Below are 24,003 nucleotides of genomic sequence, written 5' to 3' on the forward strand. Positions count from 1 at the left end.
TTTGAAACCTCCCCTCTCCCGCCAAGACCTTCTATCAGCCGCCTAACGCTGCATTTGATAATCCATCTCAATCGCACTAATATCCGGCCATCTTCAGATCGCTCATGCGTACGCCTGGAACCCCGTGTCCGACACCAACGAAAGGCTTCAACTCTACCTCGCGCATCGCCATGCCCTGGTGGACTATGCCGCCCCCATCGTGGGCTGCCGCGCCAAGGCCGAAGATGTCGTCCAAGACGCCTGGTTACGATTCAGCCAAGGGGCAGAAAGCACTAGCCTCTTGACCCAACCCGTTGGCTACCTCTATCGAATCGTGCGCAACCTGGCGTTTGACCTCAATCGCCGCGTCAGCCTTGAGAATCGTCACACCACCCGCGATGATGCGCCCGATGAGCACATGTCCAGCGCACCTTCGCCCGAGCAGCAAGCCCTGCATCTGGACGAGCTGCGCAAATTGCAACATGCTCTGACGCGCCTGCCGGAACGCACCCGCCAAGCGTTCATCCTGCACCGTTTGCAAGGCATGACGTTCCAGCAAATCGGCACACACCTGGGGATTTCTGTCAGCCTGGCCCATCAATTGGTACGCGACGCCCTGACTTACTGCGCGGAACAAATGAGCGATGACTGACTTTTTCGATACGCCGCCACCGGTCGCACCCGCCCACATTTTTGCTTCGGGTGGCGTGTGCCGTGACGTCTGAAAACCCGAACCCGGTCTGGGAGACTGCGCTCGACTGGCTGCTGCTGATTCAGCAACACCCTGACGACCCCGAACTGAGCACACAGCTGTACGCCTGGCGCGCCAGCGCACCCGAACATGACGCGGCGTACCGCAAAGCCCTGAAAGTCTGGCGCTTGAGCGGCGAGGCGCTGAGCCTGCCGCTTGAGCCCGCGCCCTCGCCCGTGCTGACGCCCGCGCCTGCACCGCGACACTTCCGCCGACGCAAACGCTCGCTGATCGGCGCAGCCGTCGCGGCCTGTGCGGTGTTCATGTTGCTGCCGGACTGGCAAGCCTTGCGCGCCGACTTTCACAGCCCCACGGCTGAACACCGCGACATCACCTTGAGCGACGGCAGCCACGTACTGCTCGACAGCGACAGCCTGGTGGACGTGCAGTTCGACCCGCAGCAAAGGGAGGTGACGTTGTTGCGGGGCCAGGCGTTTTTCTCGGTACAACCCGATGCCGCGCGCGCGTTCTATGTCAATGCCGGCCCTGTACGCGTGCGGGTAACCGGGACGGCGTTTGCCGTGAACCTGCAGGGCAGTCACGTGGATGTCAGCGTTGAAAGCGGCACGGTGGCCGTCAAGACCTCGCAATCATCGTCCGCTCCCGATCACCTGCTGCACCACGGCGATCAACTTCGGTATAACGCGTCTGACGACAGCACCCGCCTGGCTCAACTGCCCAACGAGCAGATCGCACCCTGGCGGCGCTGGCAACTGGTGGCGATTGACCAATCGGTGGAGGACGTAGTCGCACAATTGCGGCGCTATCAGCCGGGACTGATTTTGCTGACAGACAAAACCCTCGGCCAACGTCGCATTACCGCCGCTCTTAACTTGCGCGACCCCAAACGCGCCCTGCAGGCCGCCATCGCGCCGCTTGGCGGACAGTTACAAGACAGCGTGCCGTATACGTTGATCGTTTCGGCAAAACCTTAGCGTCCACACCCGTCCGAGGCGCTAACACGCACTCCCGGGGCGTGCCTGCGCCAGCCTTTTCAGCTTTCAAATTTATTTTCATTTATTTCTGGAAATCCTGTTTCGCCGGGCGTCTTTACCTACGAACGTCACTGATAAAGATTCGCATTAGTGACTATGGCGTTTCATTTCGTAGGTCATCTCATGCCTTCTCCGCGTTTGCGTTGTTGCGTCAGCCTGCCTCGCTCCAGGTCGTTTTGCTTTGCTGCGTGCCTGCTTCTGCCCTCACTGAACTGCGCCGCGCTCCCTGAGGCGAAGGCTCAAATGAGCCAGCAACAACTGCGCTTCCAGATTCCGCCCCAGTCGTTGGCCACTGCCCTGATTGCGTTCTCACACCAGTCCGGCTGGCAAGTCAGCGCGGAAAGCACACTGCTGGCCACCCACGACAGCGCGGCCGTGAACGGCAACATGAGCCCCGAGAAAGCCCTCGCCCGCCTGCTCAGTGGCAGCGGCCTGCAATGGGAAGCCACCTCCGCCGACAGCGTGTCGATTCTGCCGCCTGCCGAACACGACGTGCTGATGATCAAAAGCACACCCATTACCGCCATGGACGCGGTGTACCAAGGCGAGCAAGTGATCGACCGGCAAATGATCGACAGCCTGCCGTCCGGTAATGGCGACATCACCAGCCTGCTGCGCACCAACCCTAACGTGCAGTTCGATAACAATCAGCTCAACAGCAAATCCCCCGGCGAGATCGCCCCGGCCAACATCAGCATCAACGGCGCACAGCCCTGGCAAAACCTGTTCATCGTCGACGGCATGAACATGAACAACGACCTCGACCCTGGCAACACTAACGATGACATGGACGAAATACCGGGTCGCAGTCAGGGTCTGGCCCTCGACACCGACCTGCTCAATGACATCAAGGTCTACGACAGCAACGTGCCCGTCGAATACGGCGGCTTCAACGGCGGCGTGGTCCAGGCCGACACCCGCGACCCGAGCATGGACCTGCACGGCAAGCTGTCGGTACAAATGACGCGCTCTGAATGGACCCGTTATCACCTCAATGAAGACGACCCGGATCTGGAGAATTACGAAGCCGGGTTCGGTAACAGCTCCCAGCCGAAATTCAAAAAAATCATCACCCGCGCCACGCTCGAAGGGCACTTGACCGACAACTTCGGCTTGCTCGGCAGCTTCTCGCGCAAGGACTCCACCATCCCGACCCGCGTGTTTTCAGTCTCCAACCAGACGCAAACAGCCAATGCCGACGAGGTTCAGACCCGACGCATCGACAACTATTTCCTCAAGGCCGCCTGGCAAATCAACGAGGACTGGAAGCTGGACATGAGCGTGACCCATGCGCCTGAAACCGCTGAAACCTTCGGCCCGAACGCTATTTATTCCGGCCGCATGATGAAGGCCGGTGGTGACAGCCTCAGCGCGCGCATGGTCTGGAACGCCCCGCTGGCCCGGGTTGAGCAAAACCTCAGTTGGAGCCAGATGAACACTTCCCGGACCTCGGACAGCGATTACATGGTGTTCTGGCGCACCTCCACAACCAAAGACTGGACCAATGCCCTCACCGCCACGGAAGGTGGTTTCGGGGATATCGACGAGGCACAGAAAACCCTGGCCTACAAACTCAAGGCGGACTGGAACAGCGTCAACTGGCTGGGTGTCGATCATGCCGTGCAAACCGGTCTGGAGCTGACGCAAAACACGGTGATGTACGAACGTGCCACGCCCTACACCAGTTATTCAGTGGCCAAGGCCACGTCCTGCCCGGCCAATGACCCGTTGTGCTCGATGGGCATGACCGTCAATGGCTGGGAAGGCCAATACGCCAACAAAAAAACCGTGACCCAAGGTAAAACGTCCTTCGACACCCGCTCATGGGCGCTCTATATCCAGGACGAAATGCGCTACAAACGCCTGACGGTACGACCCGGCGTGCGCATCGACGGCGACGACTACATGAAACAAGTCACCCTGGCGCCGCGATTTGCCGTGGAACTGGATGTGTTCGGCAACGGCCAGACCCGCCTCACCGCTGGCGCCAACCGGTATTACGGACGCAACCTGTACGCCTACAAACTGCGCGACGGGGTGGCCGCCATGAACACCGAATACACACGCCCCAACCCGTCCGCCGATTGGGTAATGAGCAAGCGCACCCCAAACGACAGCAAGTTCAACCAGCTCAAAGTGCCCTATGACGACGAACTCACCCTCGGCCTGAGCCATGTGCAGTGGGACACCGAGTTCGCTGTCAAATACGTCAACCGCAAAGGGCGCGAACAAGTCAGCCGCGCCTGGGGCTCACAGATCGGAGCGCCCACCGACGACCCCACCACCCTGGCGGCCAATTACTACACCTATTACAACGGCGGCCAAAGCGAAGCCGACATTTACACCCTGACCATCACCCCGCTGCGCCCCTTCATAGTGGGCAGCACCCGCACCACGGGGCAATTCGCCATGGACTGGAGCACGGTGCAAAACACCGGCCTGTCCAACTACAGCGCCAACATTGGCGCCATTTATGTGGAAGACCCGACGATCCAGTACGACGGCAAGTTCATGAAGTATTCGGACATGCCCGCGAGCAATTACAACCGCCCCTGGACGGCACGCCTGACCACCGTCACCGAAGTTGAACCGCTGCACCTGACGTGGAGCAACTTCCTGCGTTACCGCGACGGCTACCGCCGGATCGCGGCCACGGGTAAAACCACAGAGTTTCAGGGCGCTGCCGTGCGCGTCTGGGAAGAGACGCCGTTTTCCGGGGCACTGACCTGGGACACCCGCCTGGCCTGGGAAATGCCCACCGCCAAGGACCAATCGGTGTTCGTCAACCTGGATGTCACCAACCTGCTGGACAAACAAATCGTCAGCGCCACCGACACCACGGGCCTGACAACCTTTGAAGTGGGTCGCCAATTTATGGTCGAAGTGGGTTACACATTTTGAAAGCACTCATTCATCGCAGCATGCTTGGGCTCTGGCTGGGCGCGCTCGCCTGCACCGCGAACGCGGCTCAGCCCTGCGTCGCAACTGCCGCCGACTACAAAACCTGCATCGCCAACCTGTATCGCCAGCCCGTTGCGCAGTGGCCTGCGCCCACTGTGGACGCCGACGTGCAATGGCAAGAGATGGCCGCGCTTCCTGCGCACGCCCCCGCGCCGCCCGACAACCCGTTCAGCGATGCCAAAGCGGCGCTCGGCAAAAAACTGTTCAACGACCCCAAGCTGTCGCGTTCAGGGCAGATTGCCTGCGCGTCTTGCCATGAAGCCGACCTGGCGTTTGCCGATGGTCGACGCGTGTCTTTTGGCCATGACCGCCAAAGCGGCCGCCGCAATGCCCCCAGCCTGGTGATGAGCGGTTACAGTGCTGCGCTGTTCTGGGATGGCCGCGGCGGCAGCCTTGAACAGCAGGCCATGCACCCGATCATTGACCCGGTGGAAATGGCCTTCGATATTCCGCAACTGCTACAACGGCTCAATTCAGACACGTCCTACGGTACGCAGTTTGCCGAAGTGTTTGGTCCAGGGCCGATCACGCAAGAAAAAACCGCACAGGCTTTGGCAACGTTTCAGCGCACGCTGGTGACGGCCACCCGCACGACCGCGTTCGAACAATTACTGCGCGGGCGCCCGCAGCGCATGAGCGAAGAGCAGCTTTACGGCCTGCATCTGTTCCGCACCAAAGCGCGCTGCATGAACTGTCACTTCGGCCCCGCCTTGAGTGACGAACAGTTCCACAACGTGGGGCTCAGCTATTACGGGCGCAAATACGAAGACCTGGGGCGCTACCAAGTAACCGGCAAGCCCGAGGACGTGGGCGCCTTCCGCACACCGTCTCTGCGGCTGGTCAGCAAAACCGCGCCGTGGATGCACAACGGCCTGTTCGTGAATATGGAAGGCACGCTGGCGTTCTACAACATGGGCATGCCGCGCCCACGCCCCAACGCGCAGCAAGCCAACGATCCGCTGTTCCCCACCACCAGCGAACGCCTGAAAGTGCTGAACATGGACAAGGATGAATTACGGGCCTTACGCAGCTTTCTCGACACGCTATGAAGGCAAGCGGCATCACAGTTGGTCGCGTTTGCGCAATTGGACGCTGGGTCAAGCGCACTTGAGAAACAATATCGTTTATTATTGTTACAAGTTTTGTAGTACCCAAGCGAGGAACCCAGCGAATGATGCTCCGAAATACCCAGCTTGCGACATTCCTACTGCGCGGCCTGTCGATCGCCGCTCTTGGTCTCACACTCACCGCACCTACCGCCTACGCCGCCGACAAAGTTTCCCTGACGCTCTATAACGGTCAGCACAAGGAAGTCGGTGACAACCTCGCCGCCGCGTTCGAAGCCAAGACCGGCATTCACGTGAATGTGCGCAAAGGCAGCAGCAATCAATTGGCCAGCCAGATCATGGAAGAAGGTGATCGATCGCCCGCCGACGTGTTCTACGCGGAGGAATCCCCGCCCCTGAACAACCTGGGCGAACAGGGTTTTCTGGCCAAGGCTGATGACGCCACGCTGCAAGCCCTGCCCAAGGAATACGTGGCCGCCAATGGCACCTGGATCGGCGTGACTGCACGTACCCGCGTGGTCGCGTTCAACCCGAAAAAGATCGATGAAAAAGACCTGCCAGCGTCGGTGATGGACTTCGCTGACCCCGAGTGGCAAGGCAAGATCGGTTTTGTACCCACCAGCGGCGCGTTTCAGGAACAAGCCGTGGCGATCATCAAGCTGCATGGCCGTGAAGCCGCGGAAGAGTGGCTGACGGGCCTGCGCGCGTTCGGCAAGACCTACACCAACAACATGGTGGCGCTCAAAGCGGTCGAGAACGGCGAAGTGGCGGCAGTGTTGGTCAACAACTACTACTGGTTTGCCTTGCAGCGCGAAAAAGGCCAACTGGATTCCAAGCTGCATTACTTCACCGACGGTGATGCGGGCGGCTTGATTACGGTCTCCAGCGCAGGCGTGCTCAAAGCCAGCAAGCATCCGAAAGAAGCCCAGCAATTGCTGGCCTACATGGCCAGCGAAGAAGGCCAGCGGGTAATTACCAACACCACCGCCGAATACCCGATGCGCAAAGGCATGGTCTCGGAGCGCGGGCTCAAGCCGTTCGATGAACTGCAACCGCCCAAAGTGACCCCAGCCGACCTGGGCAACGCCGAAGAAGCGCTGGACCTCGAACGCGACGTTGGCCTGCTCTGATGCTTGCGGCCGCCCAACCTGCGCGCTTCACCCTGAAACGTAAAAGGCCTTCCATCTGGCTGCTGCTGCCCGTCCTGTTGCTGGTCGGGTTGAGCCTGTTGCCGTTGCTGTATGTCGGCACCAAAGCCTGGCAGGCCGGGTGGGCGCAAGCGGCGCATATGTTGTGGCGGCCTTATGTGTTCGGCCTGATGCGCAACACGTTACTGCTGATGGTGGGCGTGACCGTGACCTGCGCGCTGGTCGGGCTGTCACTGGCGTGGTTGCTCGAACGCAGCAACCTGCCGGGACGCCGCCTATGGGGGGTGATTTTGTGCCTGCCGTTCGCGGTCCCGGCGTTTGTCAGCAGTTTCACCTGGGTGTCGCTCAGTTCCAGTTTTGAAGGGTTGGGCGGCGCCATTCTGGTGATGAGCCTGTCCAAATACCCGCTTATTTTCCTGCCGGTTGCGGCCACATTGCGCAACCTCGACCCGGCCCTTGAAGAGTCGGCCCGAACCTTGGGCCAGAATCGTTGGGGGGTGTTTTTCAGGATTACCCTGCCGCTGCTGTGGCCATCGTTGCTGGCCGGTTCGCTGCTGATTGCCCTGCACATGCTGGTGGAATTCGGCGCGCTGTCGATCATCGGCCTGCAAACCTTCACCACCGCGATTTATCAGCAATTCGAACTGGAATTCAGTAACGCCAATGCGGCGATGCTGTCAGCCGTGTTGCTGGTGATGTGCCTGACGTTGTTGTGGCTGGAACTCAAAGTGCGTGGCAAGGGGCGTCATGTACGCATCGGCCAGGGCGCTGCGCGTCACGCCGGACAAGTGCGTCTGGGCAAATTGGCGCTGGCGGGGCAAGCGTATTGCCTGGCGCTGGCGATCATTGGCAGCGGCATTCCGTTGGGCATGCTGGTGTACTGGCTGGTTAAAGGCAGCTCGGCGGCGTTCCCAATGGCTGAAATCGGTGAAGCGTTGCTCTCGTCGCTGTCTCTGGCATTGGGCGGTGCAGCGCTGTGCCTGCTGCTGGCGGTGCCGGTGGGGTTGCTGGTGGTGCGTTATAAAGGTCAGTTGGCGATTTGGGCCGAGCGCTTGCCGTATCTGCTGCACGCCTTGCCGGGGCTGGTGATTGCCTTGGCCTTGGTGTACTTCGCGCTGCATTACGTGCCGGCGCTGTACCAAACCTCGACCTTGCTGCTGATCGCATACGCTTTGTTGTTTTTGCCGCTGGCACAAGCCCCGATCCGCACGGCACTGAACAAAGCCGCGCCGCAACTTGAAGAAGCGGCGCGCACGTTGGGAGCCTCATCGTTCTCGGCATTTTGCCGCGTGACATTGCCGATTATCTTCCCGGCGCTGGGTGCGGCGTTTGCGCTGGTGTTCCTCGATGCCATGAAAGAGCTGACCGCGACCCTGCTGCTGAGCCCGACCGGGCTGAACACGCTGGCCACGCAAGTGTGGTCGCACACCTCAAACATTGAGTTTGCCGCCGCAGCACCGTATGCGGCGCTGCTGATCCTGGTGTCGGGGCTGCCCGTGTATTTGCTGACCACACGGATGTATTTGAGCCGCTGAACAGCACGCCATCACGCCACCCTCTCCCACTGGGGAGAGGGTGGTTTGATTTCACGCCCGGAACTGCCCAAGGCTCGCTTTCAGCTGCGCGGCCAACCCATCCAGCACCCTTCCGCTGGCGGTGGTTTCATTTACCGCCTGCGCCGCACGCTCGGTCTGCGCATGGATCACCTCTACCCGTCCGCGCACCGCATGCGCGCCCTGTGCCTGATGGGCTGCGGCCCTGGTCGCGTCGCCAATGGCGGCATGCACTTTTTCGACCGACGCCTGCACGGTTTTCTGCAATTGCACGCTCCCGCGCAACACCGCCAGCCCTTCATCGGCTTGCCGCCCAGCCAGTCCGATAGCGGCGACCGCTTCTTTCGCGCCTTGCTGCAAGGCCACAATGTGCGCCTGAATGTCGCCGGTCGAACTTTGTGTCTTGCTCGCCAGTGCCCGGACTTCATCGGCCACGACCGCAAACCCGCGCCCGGTTTCTCCGGCTCGCGCCGCTTCAATGGCGGCATTGAGGGCCAGCAGGTTGGTTTGCTCAGCGATACCGTGAATCACGGTAAGCACCACTTCGATCTGCTCGCTTTGCTGGGCCAGTCGCTCGATGACTTTGGCGCCCGCCCCCACTTGCACCGCCAAGGCTTCGATCAAACCGCCGACCTGCGCCGAGGTCCGGGTGTTTTCATCCGTGGCCTGGCGAATGTCCATCACCTGCTGGAGCGCCGCCTGCATCGCATGGCTTTCCGTTTGCGCGGCATCGGCCATGGTCGACAAGGCATCCAGACTTTGTGCCACCTCGTCCCGCTGCAGTTGCGCGGCGGCGTCTGCACCGGCATTGCGCAGGGTCATGGCACCGATTTCGACACCCGTGCGCTGCGCCACATCGCCAGCTTCACGCACGATGGGCTGTAACTTGTCGACAAACCGGTTGACCGCGCCCGCCATGTCACCGATTTCATCTTTGCTGTTCAGGCCCACGCGCTTGGTCAGGTCCCCTTCCCCGGCGGCCAGGTCATCCAGCGCTGCGATCAACAACAGGAGTTTGTTGACCACCCGCCGCCCCAGCACCACGGCCACCAGCAGCAAGACAGCAAACCCGACAATCGCCAGCCCCAGCCCGATGCGCCAGCGCAGGGTGTCCGCCGCATCGCGCACGGTGCTGGCGGTATTGGCTTGCATTTGGGCCGCGGCGGCCTGGGCCGATTCCAGTCGCGAACGCAACGCGCCCGCACTGTCGGCCGCTGCCCCTTGCAGGCTGTCGCTGACCAACTGCTCACTGCTGGCAATCAACCCGTTAAACCGCTGATCGAGCGCCGCCACGTCCTGCTCAATCGTCGCGGTGGAAACCCCCATGAGGACTTTGCCGATCTCCACGCCATTGGGGCTGATCGGGGCTTCGATGTAATACACCGCCGGATCATGCCGGGCCGCATCCAGCACTTTATCCAGCGCGCGGTCGCCCTGGCCCTTTTCCAGCAGTGCCTTGTTGATCGGGTTTTCACGGTTGAGGTAACGCGTGAGGTGCTGGCCGGTGGCGTCGTCGTACACCACAAACAGCACGTTGGGGTTGCGCTGAGCGCGACGGGCGAATTCAGACAGCGTGGGGACGTCGCTGTCCCACATGGCACGCGGCGCTACGGCGGCAAGCAGTTGCGCCATGTCGTTCGCGGAATCCATCAGGCTTTTTTCAAGCGTTGTACGCACCTGCGCCTGTTCTTCTTTCAAGCGCGGGGACAAACCTGCCGTCAGGCGTTGGCGCGTACTCGCAGACAGTCCTTCCAGACTGCCTTTGACTTCACGTCCGGCTTGCTCCAGCTCCACTGATAGTTTTTGGCTGTCGGCCCCCAAACGCGCATCCAGGTCCGACTCCAGCGCCGTGACCGTGCTCCGTGTCAGTGCAACCGCGACCAGCACTTGCACCAAAAGAGCGATACCAAGGGTAACGAACACGGGCCGCAACAGTCGGCTTTGTAACAGAGAAAGAATGGCTGACATGACGAACCCCTCTACGACGTGCCATTACATTGATGGCACCTTTGATAAGGTTCTCTACAGCAAGGGTCGTGCCGTGAATGGCCTACGCGGCAAAAACAACAAAGGGCCCCGAAGGGCCCTTTGGTTGACAGCATGCGACTTAAGCGAACGGGTGACGCAGAACGATGGTTTCGTTGCGGTCCGGGCCAGTCGAAATGATGTCGATCGGCGCGCCGATCAGTGCTTCTACGCGCTTGATGTAAGCACGTGCGTTGGCTGGCAGTTCTTCCAGGGTTTTGGCGCCCACGGTCGATTCAGTCCAGCCCGGCACTTCTTCGTACACAGGCTGCAGGCCCACGTAGCTGTCAGCGTCGGTCGGTGCGATCTCGTTGCCGTCTGCGTCTTTGTAGCCTATGCAGATGTTGATGGTTTCCAGACCGTCCAGTACGTCCAGCTTGGTCAGGCAGATGCCCGAGATGCTGTTCACGTCGATAGCGCGGCGCAGGATAACGGCGTCGAACCAGCCGCAACGACGGGCACGGCCAGTGGTGGCGCCGAACTCGTGACCTTGCTTGGCCAGGTGAGCGCCGACGTCGTCGAACAGCTCAGTCGGGAACGGGCCCGAACCCACGCGGGTGGTGTACGCCTTGGTGATGCCCAGGATGTAGTCCAGGAACATCGGGCCTACGCCCGAACCGGTCGCAACGCCACCGGCCGTGGTGTTGGAGCTGGTCACGTACGGGTAGGTGCCGTGGTCGATGTCGAGCAACGAACCTTGCGCGCCTTCGAACATGATGTCTTTGCCAGCGCGACGCAGGTCGTGCAGCTCGGCTGTCACGTCCAGCATCAGCGGCTTGAGCAGCTCGGCGTATTCCTTGCACTCGGCCAGGGTCTTGTCGAAGTCGATGGCCGGTTCTTTGTAGAAACCCACCAGCATGAAGTTGTGGTATTCCACCAACTCACGCAGCTTGGCTTCAAAGCGCGGCATGTTCAGCAGGTCGCCGACACGCAGGCCACGACGTGCGACCTTGTCTTCGTAAGCCGGGCCGATGCCGCGACCGGTTGTACCGATCTTCAGCTCGCCACGGGCCTTTTCACGGGCCTGGTCCAGCGCCACGTGGAAGGACAGGATCAGCGGGCAGGACGGGCTGATACGCAGGCGCTCACGCACCGGTACGCCTTTCTCTTCCAGCTTGATGATTTCACGCAGCAGGGCATCGGGAGCAACCACGACGCCGTTGCCGATCAGGCATTGCACGCCTTCGCGCAACACGCCCGACGGAATCAGGTGCAATACGGTTTTTTCGCCGTCGATAACCAGCGTGTGGCCCGCGTTGTGGCCGCCCTGGTAACGCACTACAGCGGCAGCATGTTCGGTCAGCAGATCAACGATCTTGCCTTTGCCCTCATCACCCCATTGGGTGCCCAGGACTACGACATTCTTACCCATAACACTTGTCCTCATTCGCGCAAACTTGGTGCCGGCAGCCGCCGGCAGGAAAACTCAAGAAGCGAGCGGCATGACTTGCCACGCGCCGTTCTGCAGAATCAATTGGCGGTCACAATCGGCCTCGCGGGCGGCGGTCAGCGCCTGCCCAGGCAATGCCTGAACCACGCGCTGGCCTTGGCTGCGAAGCTGGCAAACGTGCTGCCAGAGTGCCGCATCCGTGCTGTCTGGCATCCAGATACCGCCAGACGGTAACTCGACTTCAGCACGCCCCAGGGTGACCAGGGTTTTCAAATCGGTCGAGAAGCCGGTTGCCGGACGGGCACGACCGAAGTCGGCACCGATGTCGTCATACCGACCGCCCTGAGCGATGGAGTCCCCAACGCCCGGTACAAAAACCGCAAACACCACACCGGTGTGGTAGTGATACCCACGCAACTCACCCAGGTCGAAATACAACGGCAACTGCGGGAAACGCACCGACAACCGCTCGGCAATCGCCAGCAAATCATCCAGAGCCGCCATGACCTGCGCCGGTGCCCTGGCCAGTCGCTCACGCGCAGCAGCCAACACCTCGCGACCGCCACACAAATCAACCAATGCCCGCAGCATGTCCGCCAGATCGGCCGGCAAGCCTTCGGTCAAGGCCGTTACTTCGTCGATCGCCTTGCGTTGCAGGGCGTCGAACAATTGTTGTTCCACTTCAACCGACAGTCGGGCCGCACGGGCCAAACCACGGTAAATACCGACATGCCCCAGGTCCATGTGGACATCCGGGACGTCAGCCAGTTGCAGCATTGCCAGCATCAGGCTGATGACTTCAACGTCGCTGCTCGGGCTCGCATCGCCATACAACTCGGCACCCAGCTGAATCGGGCTGCGCGAGGATGACAGGGCACGCGGCTGAGCATGCAGCACGCTGCCGGCGTAGCACAAACGGCTAGGACCGGCACGGCGCAAGGTATGCGCGTCGATACGCGCCACTTGCGGCGTGATGTCGGCACGAAAACCCATCTGGCGACCCGTCTGCGGGTCAATAACCTTGAAGGTCCGCAGGTCGAGATCCTGGCCAGCCCCGGTCAGCAGGGACTCCAGGTATTCGATATGCGGGGTGACGACGAACTCATAGCCCCAGCTCTGGAACAGATCCAACACCTGACGGCGCGCCACTTCAATGCGGGCTGCTTCAGGTGGAAGTACTTCTTCGATGCCATCTGGCAGGAGCCAGCGGTCTACCGTTGCCATTACGCCATTCCCCTATGATCCGGGCGGCCAGCCAGCAGGCGAGCCTTGAGTAAAGCAGAACGTGGCTGCGTCTTGAACGCGCACAGCAAAAAAGCCTTAAACGAAAGGCTCACACAGCACATTCCTCGAAAAATCTGCCGACGCTGTACCAGCCGATCGGTCAATCAAACATGCAGACGCAAAAAAGCCGGGAATTTCCCGGCTGCCGCATCATACACACGTTTTCTTAAAGGATCACCCCGCCAGGCCATTTGCCCGCCAGGCGGAGTGAAAGCATGCGCCCGATTGTTACGTCAGAGACCACAATCGGACGGCATGACGCCTTATTGTTGCTGCGGCTTGGACTTTTCCAGGTAACGGAAGAAGTCGCTGCTCGGGTCCAGGACCAGTACGTCGCTCTTGTTCGCAAAGCTTTCGCGGTAAGCGCGCAGGCTGCGATAGAACTTGTAGAACTCTTGATCCTGGCCGTAAGCCTTGGAGTAAATCGCGGCAGCCTGGGCATCACCATCACCGCGCAATTCTTCAGACTGACGATACGCCTCAGCCAGCAGAACACGACGTTGACGGTCGGCGTCGGCACGAATGCCCTCCGCCAGCTCGTTACCCTTGGCCCGGTGCTCGCGCGCTTCACGCTCACGCTCGGTGCTCATGCGCTCGAACACGCTACGGTTGACTTCTTTTGGCAGGTCGATGGCCTTGACGCGAACGTCGACCACTTCGATGCCCAGCTCTTTTTCAGCCATTTTGTTCAGCGAGGCCGTGATGTCAGCCATCAAGGCATCCCGCTCACCCGACACCACTTCGTGCAGGGTGCGCTTGCCGAACTGGTCACGCAGGCCGGATTCCAGACGGCGCGACAAGCGCTCGTCAGCAATCTGCTTCATGCCGGAGGTGGCGGTGTAGAAGCGCTCGGCATCTTTCACGCGCCACTTGGCGAAGGCATCAACCATTACAGCTTTCTTTTCCAGCGTCAGAAAACGCTGAGTCGGCGCATCCAGCGTCATCAGGCGGGCGTCGAACTTGCGCACCTGGTTAACGTAAGGAATCTTCACGTGCAGGCCTGGCTGGACATCCGCCTGAACCACACGGCCGAAGCGCAGCAGAACCGCGCGTTCGGTTTGCGAGACGATGTAGAAGCTGTTCCAGGCCACCACTGCCACGACTACGCCGACAATAAGGGCGATCAGCGATTTATTGCTCATCAGCGGCTCTCCCTGGTACGCGGCTGTTGCGGCAGATCGGTGCTGACATGTGAAGCAGCATCGTTATTGGTGCTCGCGGCGGCGGCAGAACCGGTTGCCGGCGTGCTCTTGCCATTACGGCCTTCAATCATTTTGTCCAGCGGCAGATAAAGCAGGTTGCTCTGGCCGTTCTTGTTGCCGGTCACGAGTACCTTGCTGGTATTGCTGAAGACGTCCTGCATGGTGTCCAGGTACAGACGGTCACGCGTGACTTCCGGTGCCTTGCGGTACTCGGCAACCAGCTTGGTAAAGCGATCAGCCTCACCCTTGGCGCGCGAAACCACTTCGTCACGGTAGCCGTTGGCATCTTCAATGATGCGCTGGGCCTGACCACGTGCTTCCGGCACCACACCGTTGGCGTAGCTTTCGGCCTGGTTACGGGCACGTTGCTCGTCTTCACGGGCACGGATCACGTCATCAAAGGCTTCTTGCACTTCACGCGGTGCGGCGGCGTTTTGCACGTTGACCTGAGTCACGGTGATACCGGTTTTGTAGGTATCGAGGAAGCGCTGCAAGCGTTCCTTGATCTCTATCGCCATCTGCTCACGGCCTTCGGTCAGCACTTTGTCCATCGAGGTCGAACCCACGACGTGACGCAGGGCGCTGTCGGTCGCCTGTTGCAGACTGACTTCCGGTTGATCGACATTCAGCACGAAGTCGCGCAGGTTGCTGATCTTGTACTGCACGGTCAGCGGCACTTCGACGATGTTTTCGTCTTCAGTCAGCATCTGGCCCTGCTTGGTGTACGCACGCTCACGCGTGACGTTTTCCATGTACTTTTTATCGAACGGCGGGAAATAGATATTCAGGCCCGGCCCCACTGTGTCGTAGTACTTGCCCAGTCGCAGCACCACGGCTTGCTCCTGTTCATCGACCACGTAAACAGCGCTGTACAGCCAGACGGCTGCCATGACGACCAGCACGATACCGAGCACGCCAAAACCGGCGCTTTTGCCGCCGTTTGAACCGCCCTCGCTACCGCCTGTACGTTTTTTCCCACCACCGAACAACCCATTCAGGCTTTCCTGCAGCTTTCGGAAGGCCTCGTCGAGATCTGGTGGTCCCTTGCGGTCGCCATTTTTAGGGCGTTTGCTACCCCAAGGATCCTGATTGTTCGAGTTGCCACCCGGCTCATTCCAAGCCATAGCGCTCTCCATCTGATAAAGCAAAGACGCGCCCACGGCGCGCCGACCAATGCTACAGAATGCCTATCACAGCGGCACGACCGCTTTGCGAGGCTTTTATTGCAAAGTGTGTTCTTCGATGAACACCGCTGGCTCCATCCCTTCGCGGCTGACCAGGCGATTAAGCTCGGCTCGCGGCAGGCGTACATCCAGCAGGCACACGCCTTCATCGTCGTGTTCTTCTTTTTGCACCGCGCCCAATTCAAAGAATTGGGCACGCAGTCGAGCAAAACGCTGCGGCAAGCGCAAGGTACCCACGAACAATTCGTTGCCCAACAACTCGGCAATGGCCTGTTGCAGCAACTCCAGCCCCTCGCCGTCGCGGGCCGACAACCAGACCCGCTGCGGCTTGCCATCGGCATCCCGCTGGATCTGCGGCTCGACCGCTTCAAGCAAATCGATTTTGTTGTAGACCTCAAGGATCGGCAAGTCCTGGGCGCCAATCTCGTTCAGCACCACCATCACCTGCTCGATCTGCGCCATGCGCTCCGGTTCGTGCGCATCAATCACATGCAGTAACAAATCCGAATTGCTCGACTCTTCGAGCGTAGACCGGAAAGCTTCAACTAGCTTGTGCGGAAGATGACGAATGAAGCCCACGGTGTCAGCCAGTACGATTGGCCCCAGGTCGTCCAGATCCAGACGACGCAGGGTCGGATCGAGCGTGGCGAACAACTGATCGGCAGCGAACACATCAGAACCGGTCACCGCATTGAACAGCGTGGACTTGCCTGCGTTGGTATAGCCCACCAGCGACACTGTAGGAATATCGGCGCGTTGGCGCCCTCTACGGGACTGCTCGCGTTGACTGCGGACTTTTTTCAGACGGGCCTTGATCTGGCTGATACGCACGCGCAGCAGACGCCGGTCGGTTTCAAGCTGGGTTTCACCCGGCCCGCGCAAACCGATACCGCCACCCTGACGTTCAAGGTGAGTCCAGCCGCGCACAAGACGCGTGCTCATGTGATCAAGCTGGGCCAGTTCGACCTGCAGCTTGCCTTCATGGGTACGGGCACGTTGAGCGAAGATATCGAGAATCAGCCCGGTACGGTCAAGCACGCGACACTCGAAAACTCGTTCGAGGTTACGCTCCTGACTGGGCGTGAGGACGTGATTGAAAATCACAATGTCGACCTTCTCGGCCTTGACCAGGTCGCGTAGTTCCTCGACCTTGCCACTGCCAATCAGGTACTTGGCCGATGGCCGATGACGCGGCACGTTAAAAAACGCGACGGTCTCGGCGCCGGCCGACACAGCTAACTCCTGGAACTCCTGCGGATCTTCGCGCGCCTCAGGGTCCTGACCTTCCAAGTGAACGAGGATTGCTCGCTCACCACCACCGTGGCGCTCAAAGAACAAAGCAGACTCCTATCAGGCGTTACCTGGCTCAGCGTCTGCTTGTTCCGATTCTGCTGCGCTTGGCAGACGAATTGGACGCACAGGAACGACTGTCGAGATAGCGTGTTTGTAAACCATTTGGCTGACGGTGTTTTTCAGCAGAATCACGAACTGGTCGAAAGACTCGATGGTCCCCTGCAGCTTGATCCCGTTGACCAAGTAGATGGAAACGCCAACCTTCTCTTTACGCAAAGTATTCAAGTAAGGGTCTTGTAGCGAATGCCCTTTTGACATATGCCGCACTCCTGTAAGGATAAAAAAAGAAACAAAATTTAGAGGGTCGATGACGCCACACCCATAGGATAGACGGCATTTCCGGAGACTCAGCTCAATATGGAGACCGATCCCAGGTATTTCAAGGCTCGTGGCAGATTGTCGCAGGCCAGGCTATCAAGCCAATGCAGGTCATCCCAGCCGCGCAACCAGGTGAACTGCCGCTTGGCCAACTGGCGCGTGGCAATGATGCCGCGCTCCTTCATCTCGGCCTGCGACAGCTTGCCGTCGAGGTAGTCCCAGACTTGTCGATAGCCCACTGCACGTATAGACGGCAACCCCGCATGCAGGTCACTTCTATTACGCAGGGCTAGGACCTCATCTATGAACCCCTGTTCCAGCATTTGCCCGAATCTTTGTGCAATTCGTTCATGCAGTACCTGACGTTGCGCCGGAGCGATGGCCAGATGCGCGACAGTATAGGGCAATTGGCTAGCGCCTGAAGCCGCTGCTTTAGTAGATTGCTCAGATTGTTTCTGGCGATGCGCAGTCATGCTCAGACCGCTGACGCGATAGACCTCAAGCGCACGCGTCAAACGCTGGGGATCGTTGGGGTGAATGCGCGCCGCGGACTCGGGATCGATCGCCGCCAACTGATCGTGCAAAGCCTGCCAGCCCAGGCGCTGCGCCTCTTCTTCGAGCTGCGCACGCACCTCGGGATCAGCGGCCGGCATGTCTGCCAGCCCGTCAATCAATGCCTTGTAATAGAGCATGGTGCCTCCCACCAACAGCGGAATATTGCCGCGCGCGGTGATCTCGGCCATGGCCTTTAACGCATCCGCACGAAAGTCAGCCGCTGAATAGCTCTCGGCGGGATCGAGAATGTCGATCAATTGGTGCGGATGTTTGGCCAATATGTCGTGCGAAGGCTTGGCAGTGCCAATGTCCATGCCGCGATACACCAGCGCCGAGTCAACACTGATCAGCTCGCAGGGCAGCACTTTGCTCAGCTCAATGGCGAGGTCGGTCTTGCCGGCTGCCGTCGGCCCCATCAGAAAAATGGCGGGGGGTAATGCGTTGGAACCTGTCATCAGCGACCGCGCAAAAAGAGTTTGTCCAAGTCGTCCAGGCCCATTTGGGTCCAGGTGGGACGACCATGATTGCACTGACCACTGCGCTCGGTGTTTTCCATGTCACGCAACAAGCCGTTCATTTCCGGGATCGCCAAGCGGCGATTGGCCCGGATCGCACCGTGGCACGCCATGGTGCCGAGCAGTTCGTTGAGGTGCGCCTGAATCCGGTCACTGGTGCCGTATTCCATCAAGTCGGCCAGCACGTCATGCACCAGACGCTGAGCTTCTGCTTGCTTGAGCAGGGCCGGAATCTGGCGGATGGCCAATGTTTCCGGGCCCAGACGCTGCAATTCAAAGCCCAGGCGCTGGAACCATTCGGCGTGTTCTTCAGCGCAATCGGCTTCGCGCTGACTGACGGCGATCGACTCGGGCACCAGCAACGGCTGCCCGCTCAAACCTTCGCTGGCCATGGCGATTTTCAGCCGCTCGTACATGATCCGTTCATGCGCGGCGTGCATGTCCACCAACACCAGGCCCAGCGCGTTTTCGGCAAGGATATAAATGCCCTTGAGCTGCGCCAGCGCAAAGCCCAGCGGCGGGATGTCGCCCTGCCCTTCAGGCAGTGGCGAGGCATTGGCTTCGGGTAGCGGCGCGAAAAATTCGCGGTAGGCATTGCGTGCTTCTTCGGCGGGCACCGAGGGCGTGGCAGGCTGTGGGCGGTACTGGTACTGATACCCCGCTCCGGCGCCTGATCCGGCAACGTGCGGGGTGGGCGCGGACTGCGGCTGTTCCAGCACATGGGCGGCCAGGCGCATTTCACCTTGCGGACCAAACTCCCCCGCGTCCAGACCGGTCGGGCGCTCAGCCCCCGGCACGGGTGCCGGAGCTGCCAGTTGGTCCTCGGGGCGCACATCACCCAGCGCACGGTGCAAGGTGCCGTACAAAAAGTCATGCACCATGCGCCCGTCGCGAAAACGCACTTCGTGTTTGGTCGGGTGAACGTTCACGTCGACCACCGAAGGATCGACCTCGAAAAACAGCACAAACGTCGGGTGACGCCCGTTAAACAGGACGTCGCGGTACGCCTGACGCACCGCATGCGCGACCAGCTTGTCGCGCACGGCCCGGCCATTCACGTAGAAATACTGCAAGTCGGCCTGGCTGCGCGAGAATGTCGGCAAGCCCACCCAACCCCATAAATGCAAGCCGTTGCGCTCGACTTCAATCGGCAGCGCCTGCTCCAGGAACGCCGAACCGCACACCGCGGCCACGCGCCGGGCACGCGCTACGTCGTCACGCGCCTCGTGCAGGTTGAGGATCGACTTGCCGTTGTGGCGCAAATTGAAGGCCACGTCGAAGCGCGCCAACGCCAGACGCTTGATGACTTCTTGCAGGTGATCGAATTCGGTTTTTTCAGTCTTGAGAAACTTGCGGCGCGCAGGGGTGTTGAAGAACAGGTCGCGCACTTCAACCGACGTGCCCACGGGATGGGCCGCCGGCTGAACCCGAGGCGCCATGTCGCGGCCTTCGGTTTCGACTTGCCACGCCTGATCGGCACCACGGGTGCGCGAGGTCAGGGTCAACCGCGCGACGGAACTGATGGACGCCAGCGCCTCACCGCGAAAACCGAGGCTCATCACCCGCTCAAGGTCTTCAAGGTCACGAATTTTGCTGGTGGCGTGCCGCGCCAGTGCCAGAGGCAAATCGTCGCTTGAGATACCGCTGCCGTCGTCGCGCACACGCAACAACTTGATACCGGCTTGCTCAACGTCCACATCAATGCGCTTGGCGCCGGAGTCCAGGCTGTTTTCCAGCAGCTCTTTGATCACCGACGCGGGACGCTCAACCACCTCGCCCGCAGCAATCTGGTTGGCCAGGCGCGGGCTGAGCAGTTCAATCCGCGCACTGCTCGTGAGCTCAACGTCACTCATTGCTTGGACACCAGTTCAGCAGCCGGAATACTCAGGGTCTGGCCCACTTTGAGTTCATCGCTTTTCAGGCTGTTGCTGGAGCGCAACGTGGCCACGCCAACCTGATAGCGCACCGCGATCATGGCCAGCGTTTCGCCCGGCAACACACGGTGCTCGCGAGCGCTTTGGGCGATTTTGCCCGTGTCTCGCAACCAGGCGATGTACGTGCCCGGCGGCGGGTTTTGCTGGAAGAACTGGCGAACACCGCTGCTGATCGAGCGCGCCAGTGCTTGCTGGTGATTCGCCGACGCCAGCTTCGAGGCTTCGTTGGCATTGGAGATGAAGCCGGTTTCCACGAGGATCGACGGGATGTCCGGCGATTTAAGCACCATAAACCCGGCCTGTTCCACGCGTTGCTTGTGCAACGGGGTCACGCGGCCAATGTTGGTCAGGACTTTCTGGCCCACGTTCAAGCTGGAGGTCAACGACGCCGTCATCGACAGGTCGAGCAGCACACCGGCGAGCATGCGGTCTTTGTCGTCCAGGCTGACGTTACCGGCACCGCCGATCAAGTCAGAACGGTTTTCACTGTCGGCCAGCCAGCGTGCGGTTTCAGAGGTGGCGCCGCGTTCAGACAACGCAAACACCGAAGCGCCAAACGCAGCCTTGGAAGGCGCGGCGTCAGCGTGAATCGAGACAAACAGATCGGCGCCCTTTTTACGGGCAATTTCAGTACGGCCACGCAGAGGGATGAAGTAATCGCCCGTGCGGGTCAGTTCGGCGCGGAAGCCTTTCATGCCGTTGACCTGACGCTGCAACTCTTTGGCAATGGCCAGCACCACGTCTTTCTCGCGTTGACCGCGGGAGCCGGAAGCGCCCGGGTCTTCACCGCCGTGGCCTGCGTCAATGACCACCACAACACTGCGCTTGCCACTCGGGATCGGGGGCAATGTGACATCAGGCTGCGCAGGGGTCACCGGCACCACAGGCACCTTCGCCACGTTAGTGGCAGGCAGACTTGGCGCCAGGTCCACGCCCTGGTCATACAGGTCAACCACCAGACGGTTGCCGTACTGGGCGTTAGGCGCCAGCACGAAACTCTTGGGGGTGACGGCCTTTTTCAGGTCAATCACCACGCGCAGGTCGGTGGGTGTGCGTTGCGCCGAACGCAAACTGGTAATCGGCGTGTTGGCCGTCGGCACATTCAATGCACCGGCCAGAGTGGCGCCGTTGATGTCGATCACCAAACGGTCAGGCGATGTGAGGGTAAATACGCTGTGTTGCACCGGGCCTGTCAGGTCAAACACCAAACGGGTGTTGTCCGGGGCACGCCACAGCCGCACGCTTTTTACCTGAGTCGCGGCCAAGGCATTGACGGCCATGACACTGAGCAACACTCCAACGACACTCACTAACGCGCGAAAGCGCATACCAAACCCCATCATTGATTGTTTTCCGGTGCCAAGGCGGCACACCAAGACTCGCCACGCGAACCTTGGGGCGTCAGCTTCAGCAAACGCCCGGTGTTATGCGGGGTAATGGTAATGGTCAGGTCGGGCTTTGGCAAAAAGCCTGCACCCTTTTCGGGCCACTCGATCAAACACAGTGCGTCATCTTCGAAATAGTCGCGGATGCCCAGAAATTCCAGCTCTTCAGGGTCAACCAAACGGTAAAGGTCGAAATGGAAGGCGCGGATGTCGTCAATCTCGTAGGGCTCAACCAACGTAAAGGTCGGACTTTTAACCGCGCCCACATGCCCGAGCCCGCGGATCAGGCCGCGTGACAGGGTGGTCTTGCCCATTCCAAGGTCGCCTTCAAGGAAGATCAGACCATGGCCTTGCGTGATGCCCGCCAACTTTGCGCCAAACGCGGTCATGGCCGCTTCATCGTCCAGTTGCAGTGTTAATTCGTGCACGGTGCGTGTTCCTCCAACAACTGACGAATGGCTGGAATCAAATCAGTGGCCGCCAGCCCTCGGCCCAAAGTTCCTTGTTGCTCTCCGGCGCTGGCATGCAGCCACACCGCCAGACACGCAGCATCAAACGCTGCCATGCCTTGTGCCAGGAAGGCGCCAATCACCCCTGCCAGCACATCACCCAACCCGGCGCAGGCCATAGCAGGGTGACCGAGATCGCAGCGCGCCAATTGGCCCTCCAGCCCGGCAATCAGGCTGCCTGCGCCTTTAAGCACGCACACAGCTGAGTATTTTTTAACCAACGCCCGCGCCGCCGCCGGACGATCGGCCTGCACCTGTTCAGTGCTGATGCCCAGCAACCGCGCCGCCTCACCAGGATGCGGCGTCATCACCGTGCCCGGAGCCAAGGCTAGGTCAGCGTTGGACAACAGATTCAACGCATCGGCATCCCACACCTGCGGGATTTTTGCCTGCGCCGCTGCGGACAACAAGCTACGGCCCCATGCCGCCTGCCCCAAACCGGGGCCGACCACCAACACCGAGGCTTGTGCCAAAAGGCCCATCACCTGATTGGCCGACGACACACCTGAGGTCATCACTTCAGGCAAGCGGGTCAACGCCGCGGGCACATGCTCAGGGCGTGTGGCCAGCGACACCAGCCCGGCGCCGCAGCGCAAAGCCGCCTGAGCGCTCAAGGTAATCGAGCCGCCAAAACCTCGGTCACCACCGATAAGCAGCACGTGCCCGAACTGGCCTTTATGGGCATCTGGCGCGCGGGCAGGCAGGCGTGGCAGCGTGGCTGCACGCAGGAGGTCGGGTTCAGATAACAGGTGTTTGGTCTGCGGCATACGTGTCGGGCTCCGATGTCTGGCAGAATTATACGCATCTCAGCCCCGGTTTCTCTTGCCTCATGCCTGCTAATACTGTCGACCTGCCCGCTCTCGCTCAATCCATTAAGGAATGGGGCCGCGAGCTGGGCTTTCAACAAGTCGCCATTGCCGGCCTCGACTTGGGGGAGCACGAGCAACACCTCGAACGCTGGCTCGCGGCGGGCTACCACGGCGAAATGGACTACATGGGCGCCCACGGCAGCAAACGCTCGCACCCCGAAGAGCTGGTACCCGGCACCTTGCGCGTGGTCTCGCTGCGCATGGACTACCTGCCCGGCGACACGCACATGGCGCACTTACTGGCCCAGCCTGAAAAAGCCTACGTGTCGCGTTACGCACTGGGGCGTGATTACCACAAGCTGATCCGCAAGCGCGTGCAACAACTGGCAGACCGTATTCAAGCCCAGATCGGCCCGTTCGGCTTTCGCGCTTTCGTCGACAGCGCCCCGGTGCTGGAAAAAGCCATCGCACAAAAGGCCGGTTTAGGCTGGATCGGCAAGAACACCTTAGTGCTCAATCGCAAGGCAGGCAGTTACTTCTTTTTGAGCGAACTGTTCGTCGACCTGGCGCTGCCCGAAGATGAGCCCCACGGAACCGAGCATTGCGGGCGCTGCACAGCCTGTCTGGACATTTGCCCGACCAATGCGTTTGTCGGGCCGTATGTGCTGGATGCGCGGCGGTGTATTTCATACCTGACGATTGAGCTCAAGAGCGCCATCCCGGTCGAACTGCGGGCCATGATCGGCAATCGGGTGTTTGGTTGCGATGACTGCCAGATCGTGTGCCCGTGGAACCGCTTCGCCCGTACCACGGCCGAAGGTGACTTCAAACCACGGCACAATCTGGACAACGCCGAACTGGCGCAACTGTTCATGTGGGATGAAGCCACGTTCCTCAGCAGCACAGAAGGCTCGCCGCTTCGCCGCGCCGGTTATGAGCGTTTTCTGCGCAATCTGGCCGTGGGACTGGGCAATGCGCCGTCGACCATTCCTGTGCTGGAAGCATTGAAGGCACGCCGCGATTACCCGTCAGAGCTGGTGCAGGAGCATGTGCAGTGGGCGCTTGATCAGCACGCGGCGCGTTAGG

Annotated in this window: 19 protein-coding genes; 7 read left to right on the plus strand and 12 right to left on the minus strand. The window is 60.4% G+C overall.

What is annotated here, in order from left to right; all coding sequences use genetic code 11:
• Window positions 1-124: 124 nt before the first annotated feature.
• The 6 genes from IF654_RS20520 to IF654_RS20545 all read left to right on the plus strand — a co-directional run bounded on the left by IF654_RS20520 (window position 125) and on the right by IF654_RS20545 (window position 8,436).
• Window positions 125-631, plus strand: coding sequence for a sigma-70 family RNA polymerase sigma factor (locus IF654_RS20520; RefSeq protein ID WP_047273134.1), 507 nt, complete (start codon window positions 125-127; stop codon window positions 629-631).
• 62 nt (window positions 632-693) lie between these two features.
• Entirely contained in the window at window positions 694-1,665 is a 972-nt protein-coding gene (locus IF654_RS20525; protein ID WP_047273133.1) for a FecR family protein, read from the plus strand.
• Window positions 1,666-1,848: 183 nt separating this feature from the next.
• Window positions 1,849-4,626, plus strand: a complete 2,778-nt coding sequence (locus IF654_RS20530; RefSeq protein WP_371913985.1) for a secretin and TonB N-terminal domain-containing protein — start codon at window positions 1,849-1,851, stop codon at window positions 4,624-4,626.
• Window positions 4,623-5,735, plus strand: coding sequence for a cytochrome-c peroxidase (locus IF654_RS20535; protein ID WP_230683737.1), 1,113 nt, complete (start codon window positions 4,623-4,625; stop codon window positions 5,733-5,735). Before IF654_RS20530 ends, IF654_RS20535 begins: the two co-directional genes overlap by 4 nt.
• A gap of 122 nt (window positions 5,736-5,857) precedes the next feature.
• Complete coding sequence (locus IF654_RS20540) at window positions 5,858-6,883, plus strand: iron ABC transporter substrate-binding protein (protein ID WP_047273131.1); 1,026 nt, start codon at window positions 5,858-5,860, stop codon at window positions 6,881-6,883.
• Window positions 6,883-8,436 carry an ABC transporter permease gene (locus tag IF654_RS20545; protein ID WP_047273130.1) on the plus strand — a complete coding sequence of 518 codons (1,554 nt, stop codon included), beginning with the start codon at window positions 6,883-6,885 and terminating at the stop codon, window positions 8,434-8,436. The genes IF654_RS20540 and IF654_RS20545 overlap by 1 nt, the downstream gene beginning before the upstream one ends.
• 51 nt (window positions 8,437-8,487) lie before the next feature.
• On the opposite strand, the gene IF654_RS20550 is transcribed toward IF654_RS20545, so the two are convergent.
• The 12 genes from IF654_RS20550 to IF654_RS20605 form a co-directional block, all read right to left on the minus strand.
• Window positions 8,488-10,422 (minus strand): methyl-accepting chemotaxis protein, encoded by a 1,935-nt coding sequence (locus IF654_RS20550; protein WP_047273129.1) that lies wholly within the window; start codon window positions 10,420-10,422, stop codon window positions 8,488-8,490.
• Window positions 10,423-10,561: 139 nt separating this feature from the next.
• Window positions 10,562-11,851: an adenylosuccinate synthase gene (locus IF654_RS20555; RefSeq protein ID WP_047282001.1), complete on the minus strand. Its 1,290-nt coding sequence runs from the start codon at window positions 11,849-11,851 to the stop codon at window positions 10,562-10,564.
• Between the two features lie 54 nt (window positions 11,852-11,905).
• Complete coding sequence (locus IF654_RS20560) at window positions 11,906-13,093, minus strand: ATP phosphoribosyltransferase regulatory subunit (protein ID WP_047273127.1); 1,188 nt, start codon at window positions 13,091-13,093, stop codon at window positions 11,906-11,908.
• 323 nt (window positions 13,094-13,416) lie between these two features.
• A complete protein-coding gene (gene hflC, locus IF654_RS20565; protein WP_047273126.1) occupies window positions 13,417-14,295 on the minus strand; it encodes a protease modulator HflC in 879 nt (292 codons plus the stop codon).
• The gene (gene hflK, locus IF654_RS20570) at window positions 14,295-15,479 is read right to left on the minus strand and encodes an FtsH protease activity modulator HflK (RefSeq protein WP_047279946.1); all 1,185 of its coding nucleotides are present in this window, start codon (window positions 15,477-15,479) and stop codon (window positions 14,295-14,297) included. Before hflK ends, hflC begins: the two co-directional genes overlap by 1 nt.
• 96 nt (window positions 15,480-15,575) lie before the next feature.
• Window positions 15,576-16,877: a ribosome rescue GTPase HflX gene (gene hflX, locus IF654_RS20575; RefSeq protein ID WP_047273124.1), complete on the minus strand. Its 1,302-nt coding sequence runs from the start codon at window positions 16,875-16,877 to the stop codon at window positions 15,576-15,578.
• Window positions 16,878-16,889: 12 nt separating this feature from the next.
• The gene (hfq, locus tag IF654_RS20580; RefSeq protein ID WP_047273123.1) at window positions 16,890-17,150 is read right to left on the minus strand and encodes an RNA chaperone Hfq; all 261 of its coding nucleotides are present in this window, start codon (window positions 17,148-17,150) and stop codon (window positions 16,890-16,892) included.
• Window positions 17,151-17,239: 89 nt separating this feature from the next.
• Window positions 17,240-18,220: a tRNA (adenosine(37)-N6)-dimethylallyltransferase MiaA gene (gene miaA / locus IF654_RS20585; RefSeq protein WP_047275089.1), complete on the minus strand. Its 981-nt coding sequence runs from the start codon at window positions 18,218-18,220 to the stop codon at window positions 17,240-17,242.
• Entirely contained in the window at window positions 18,220-20,133 is a 1,914-nt protein-coding gene (mutL, locus tag IF654_RS20590) for a DNA mismatch repair endonuclease MutL (RefSeq protein ID WP_047273121.1), read from the minus strand. The genes miaA and mutL overlap by 1 nt, the downstream gene beginning before the upstream one ends.
• Window positions 20,130-21,554, minus strand: coding sequence for an N-acetylmuramoyl-L-alanine amidase (locus IF654_RS20595; protein ID WP_197432272.1), 1,425 nt, complete (start codon window positions 21,552-21,554; stop codon window positions 20,130-20,132). The genes mutL and IF654_RS20595 overlap by 4 nt, the downstream gene beginning before the upstream one ends.
• Window positions 21,554-22,027: a tRNA (adenosine(37)-N6)-threonylcarbamoyltransferase complex ATPase subunit type 1 TsaE gene (gene tsaE, locus IF654_RS20600; protein ID WP_047273120.1), complete on the minus strand. Its 474-nt coding sequence runs from the start codon at window positions 22,025-22,027 to the stop codon at window positions 21,554-21,556. The genes IF654_RS20595 and tsaE overlap by 1 nt, the downstream gene beginning before the upstream one ends.
• Entirely contained in the window at window positions 22,015-22,875 is an 861-nt protein-coding gene (locus IF654_RS20605; RefSeq protein WP_194862108.1) for an NAD(P)H-hydrate dehydratase, read from the minus strand. The genes tsaE and IF654_RS20605 overlap by 13 nt, the downstream gene beginning before the upstream one ends.
• Before the next feature lie 62 nt (window positions 22,876-22,937).
• On the opposite strand from IF654_RS20605, the gene queG reads away from it, so the two are divergent.
• Window positions 22,938-24,002: a tRNA epoxyqueuosine(34) reductase QueG gene (gene queG / locus IF654_RS20610; protein WP_047279943.1), complete on the plus strand. Its 1,065-nt coding sequence runs from the start codon at window positions 22,938-22,940 to the stop codon at window positions 24,000-24,002.
• The last annotated feature ends 1 nt before the right edge of the window (window position 24,003 follow it).

The sequence above is a fragment of the Pseudomonas lundensis genome (assembly GCF_015377145.2).
Classification (GTDB): Bacteria; Pseudomonadota; Gammaproteobacteria; order Pseudomonadales; family Pseudomonadaceae; genus Aquipseudomonas; species Aquipseudomonas lundensis.

Coding starts and splice junctions, on each gene's coding strand:
- IF654_RS20530 (WP_371913985.1), top strand. CDS start 1,849: ATGCCTTCTCCGCGTTTGCGTTGTTGCGTCAGCCTGCCTCGCTCCAGG.
- IF654_RS20540 (WP_047273131.1), top strand. CDS start 5,858: ATGATGCTCCGAAATACCCAGCTTGCGACATTCCTACTGCGCGGCCTG.
- IF654_RS20545 (WP_047273130.1), top strand. CDS start 6,883: ATGCTTGCGGCCGCCCAACCTGCGCGCTTCACCCTGAAACGTAAAAGG.
- IF654_RS20550 (WP_047273129.1), bottom strand. CDS start 10,422: ATGTCAGCCATTCTTTCTCTGTTACAAAGCCGACTGTTGCGGCCCGTG.
- IF654_RS20555 (WP_047282001.1), bottom strand. CDS start 11,851: ATGGGTAAGAATGTCGTAGTCCTGGGCACCCAATGGGGTGATGAGGGC.
- IF654_RS20560 (WP_047273127.1), bottom strand. CDS start 13,093: ATGGCAACGGTAGACCGCTGGCTCCTGCCAGATGGCATCGAAGAAGTA.
- hflC (WP_047273126.1), bottom strand. CDS start 14,295: ATGAGCAATAAATCGCTGATCGCCCTTATTGTCGGCGTAGTCGTGGCA.
- hflK (WP_047279946.1), bottom strand. CDS start 15,479: ATGGCTTGGAATGAGCCGGGTGGCAACTCGAACAATCAGGATCCTTGG.
- hfq (WP_047273123.1), bottom strand. CDS start 17,150: ATGTCAAAAGGGCATTCGCTACAAGACCCTTACTTGAATACTTTGCGT.
- miaA (WP_047275089.1), bottom strand. CDS start 18,220: ATGACAGGTTCCAACGCATTACCCCCCGCCATTTTTCTGATGGGGCCG.
- mutL (WP_047273121.1), bottom strand. CDS start 20,133: ATGAGTGACGTTGAGCTCACGAGCAGTGCGCGGATTGAACTGCTCAGC.
- IF654_RS20595 (WP_197432272.1), bottom strand. CDS start 21,554: ATGGGGTTTGGTATGCGCTTTCGCGCGTTAGTGAGTGTCGTTGGAGTG.
- IF654_RS20605 (WP_194862108.1), bottom strand. CDS start 22,875: ATGCCGCAGACCAAACACCTGTTATCTGAACCCGACCTCCTGCGTGCA.
- queG (WP_047279943.1), top strand. CDS start 22,938: ATGCCTGCTAATACTGTCGACCTGCCCGCTCTCGCTCAATCCATTAAG.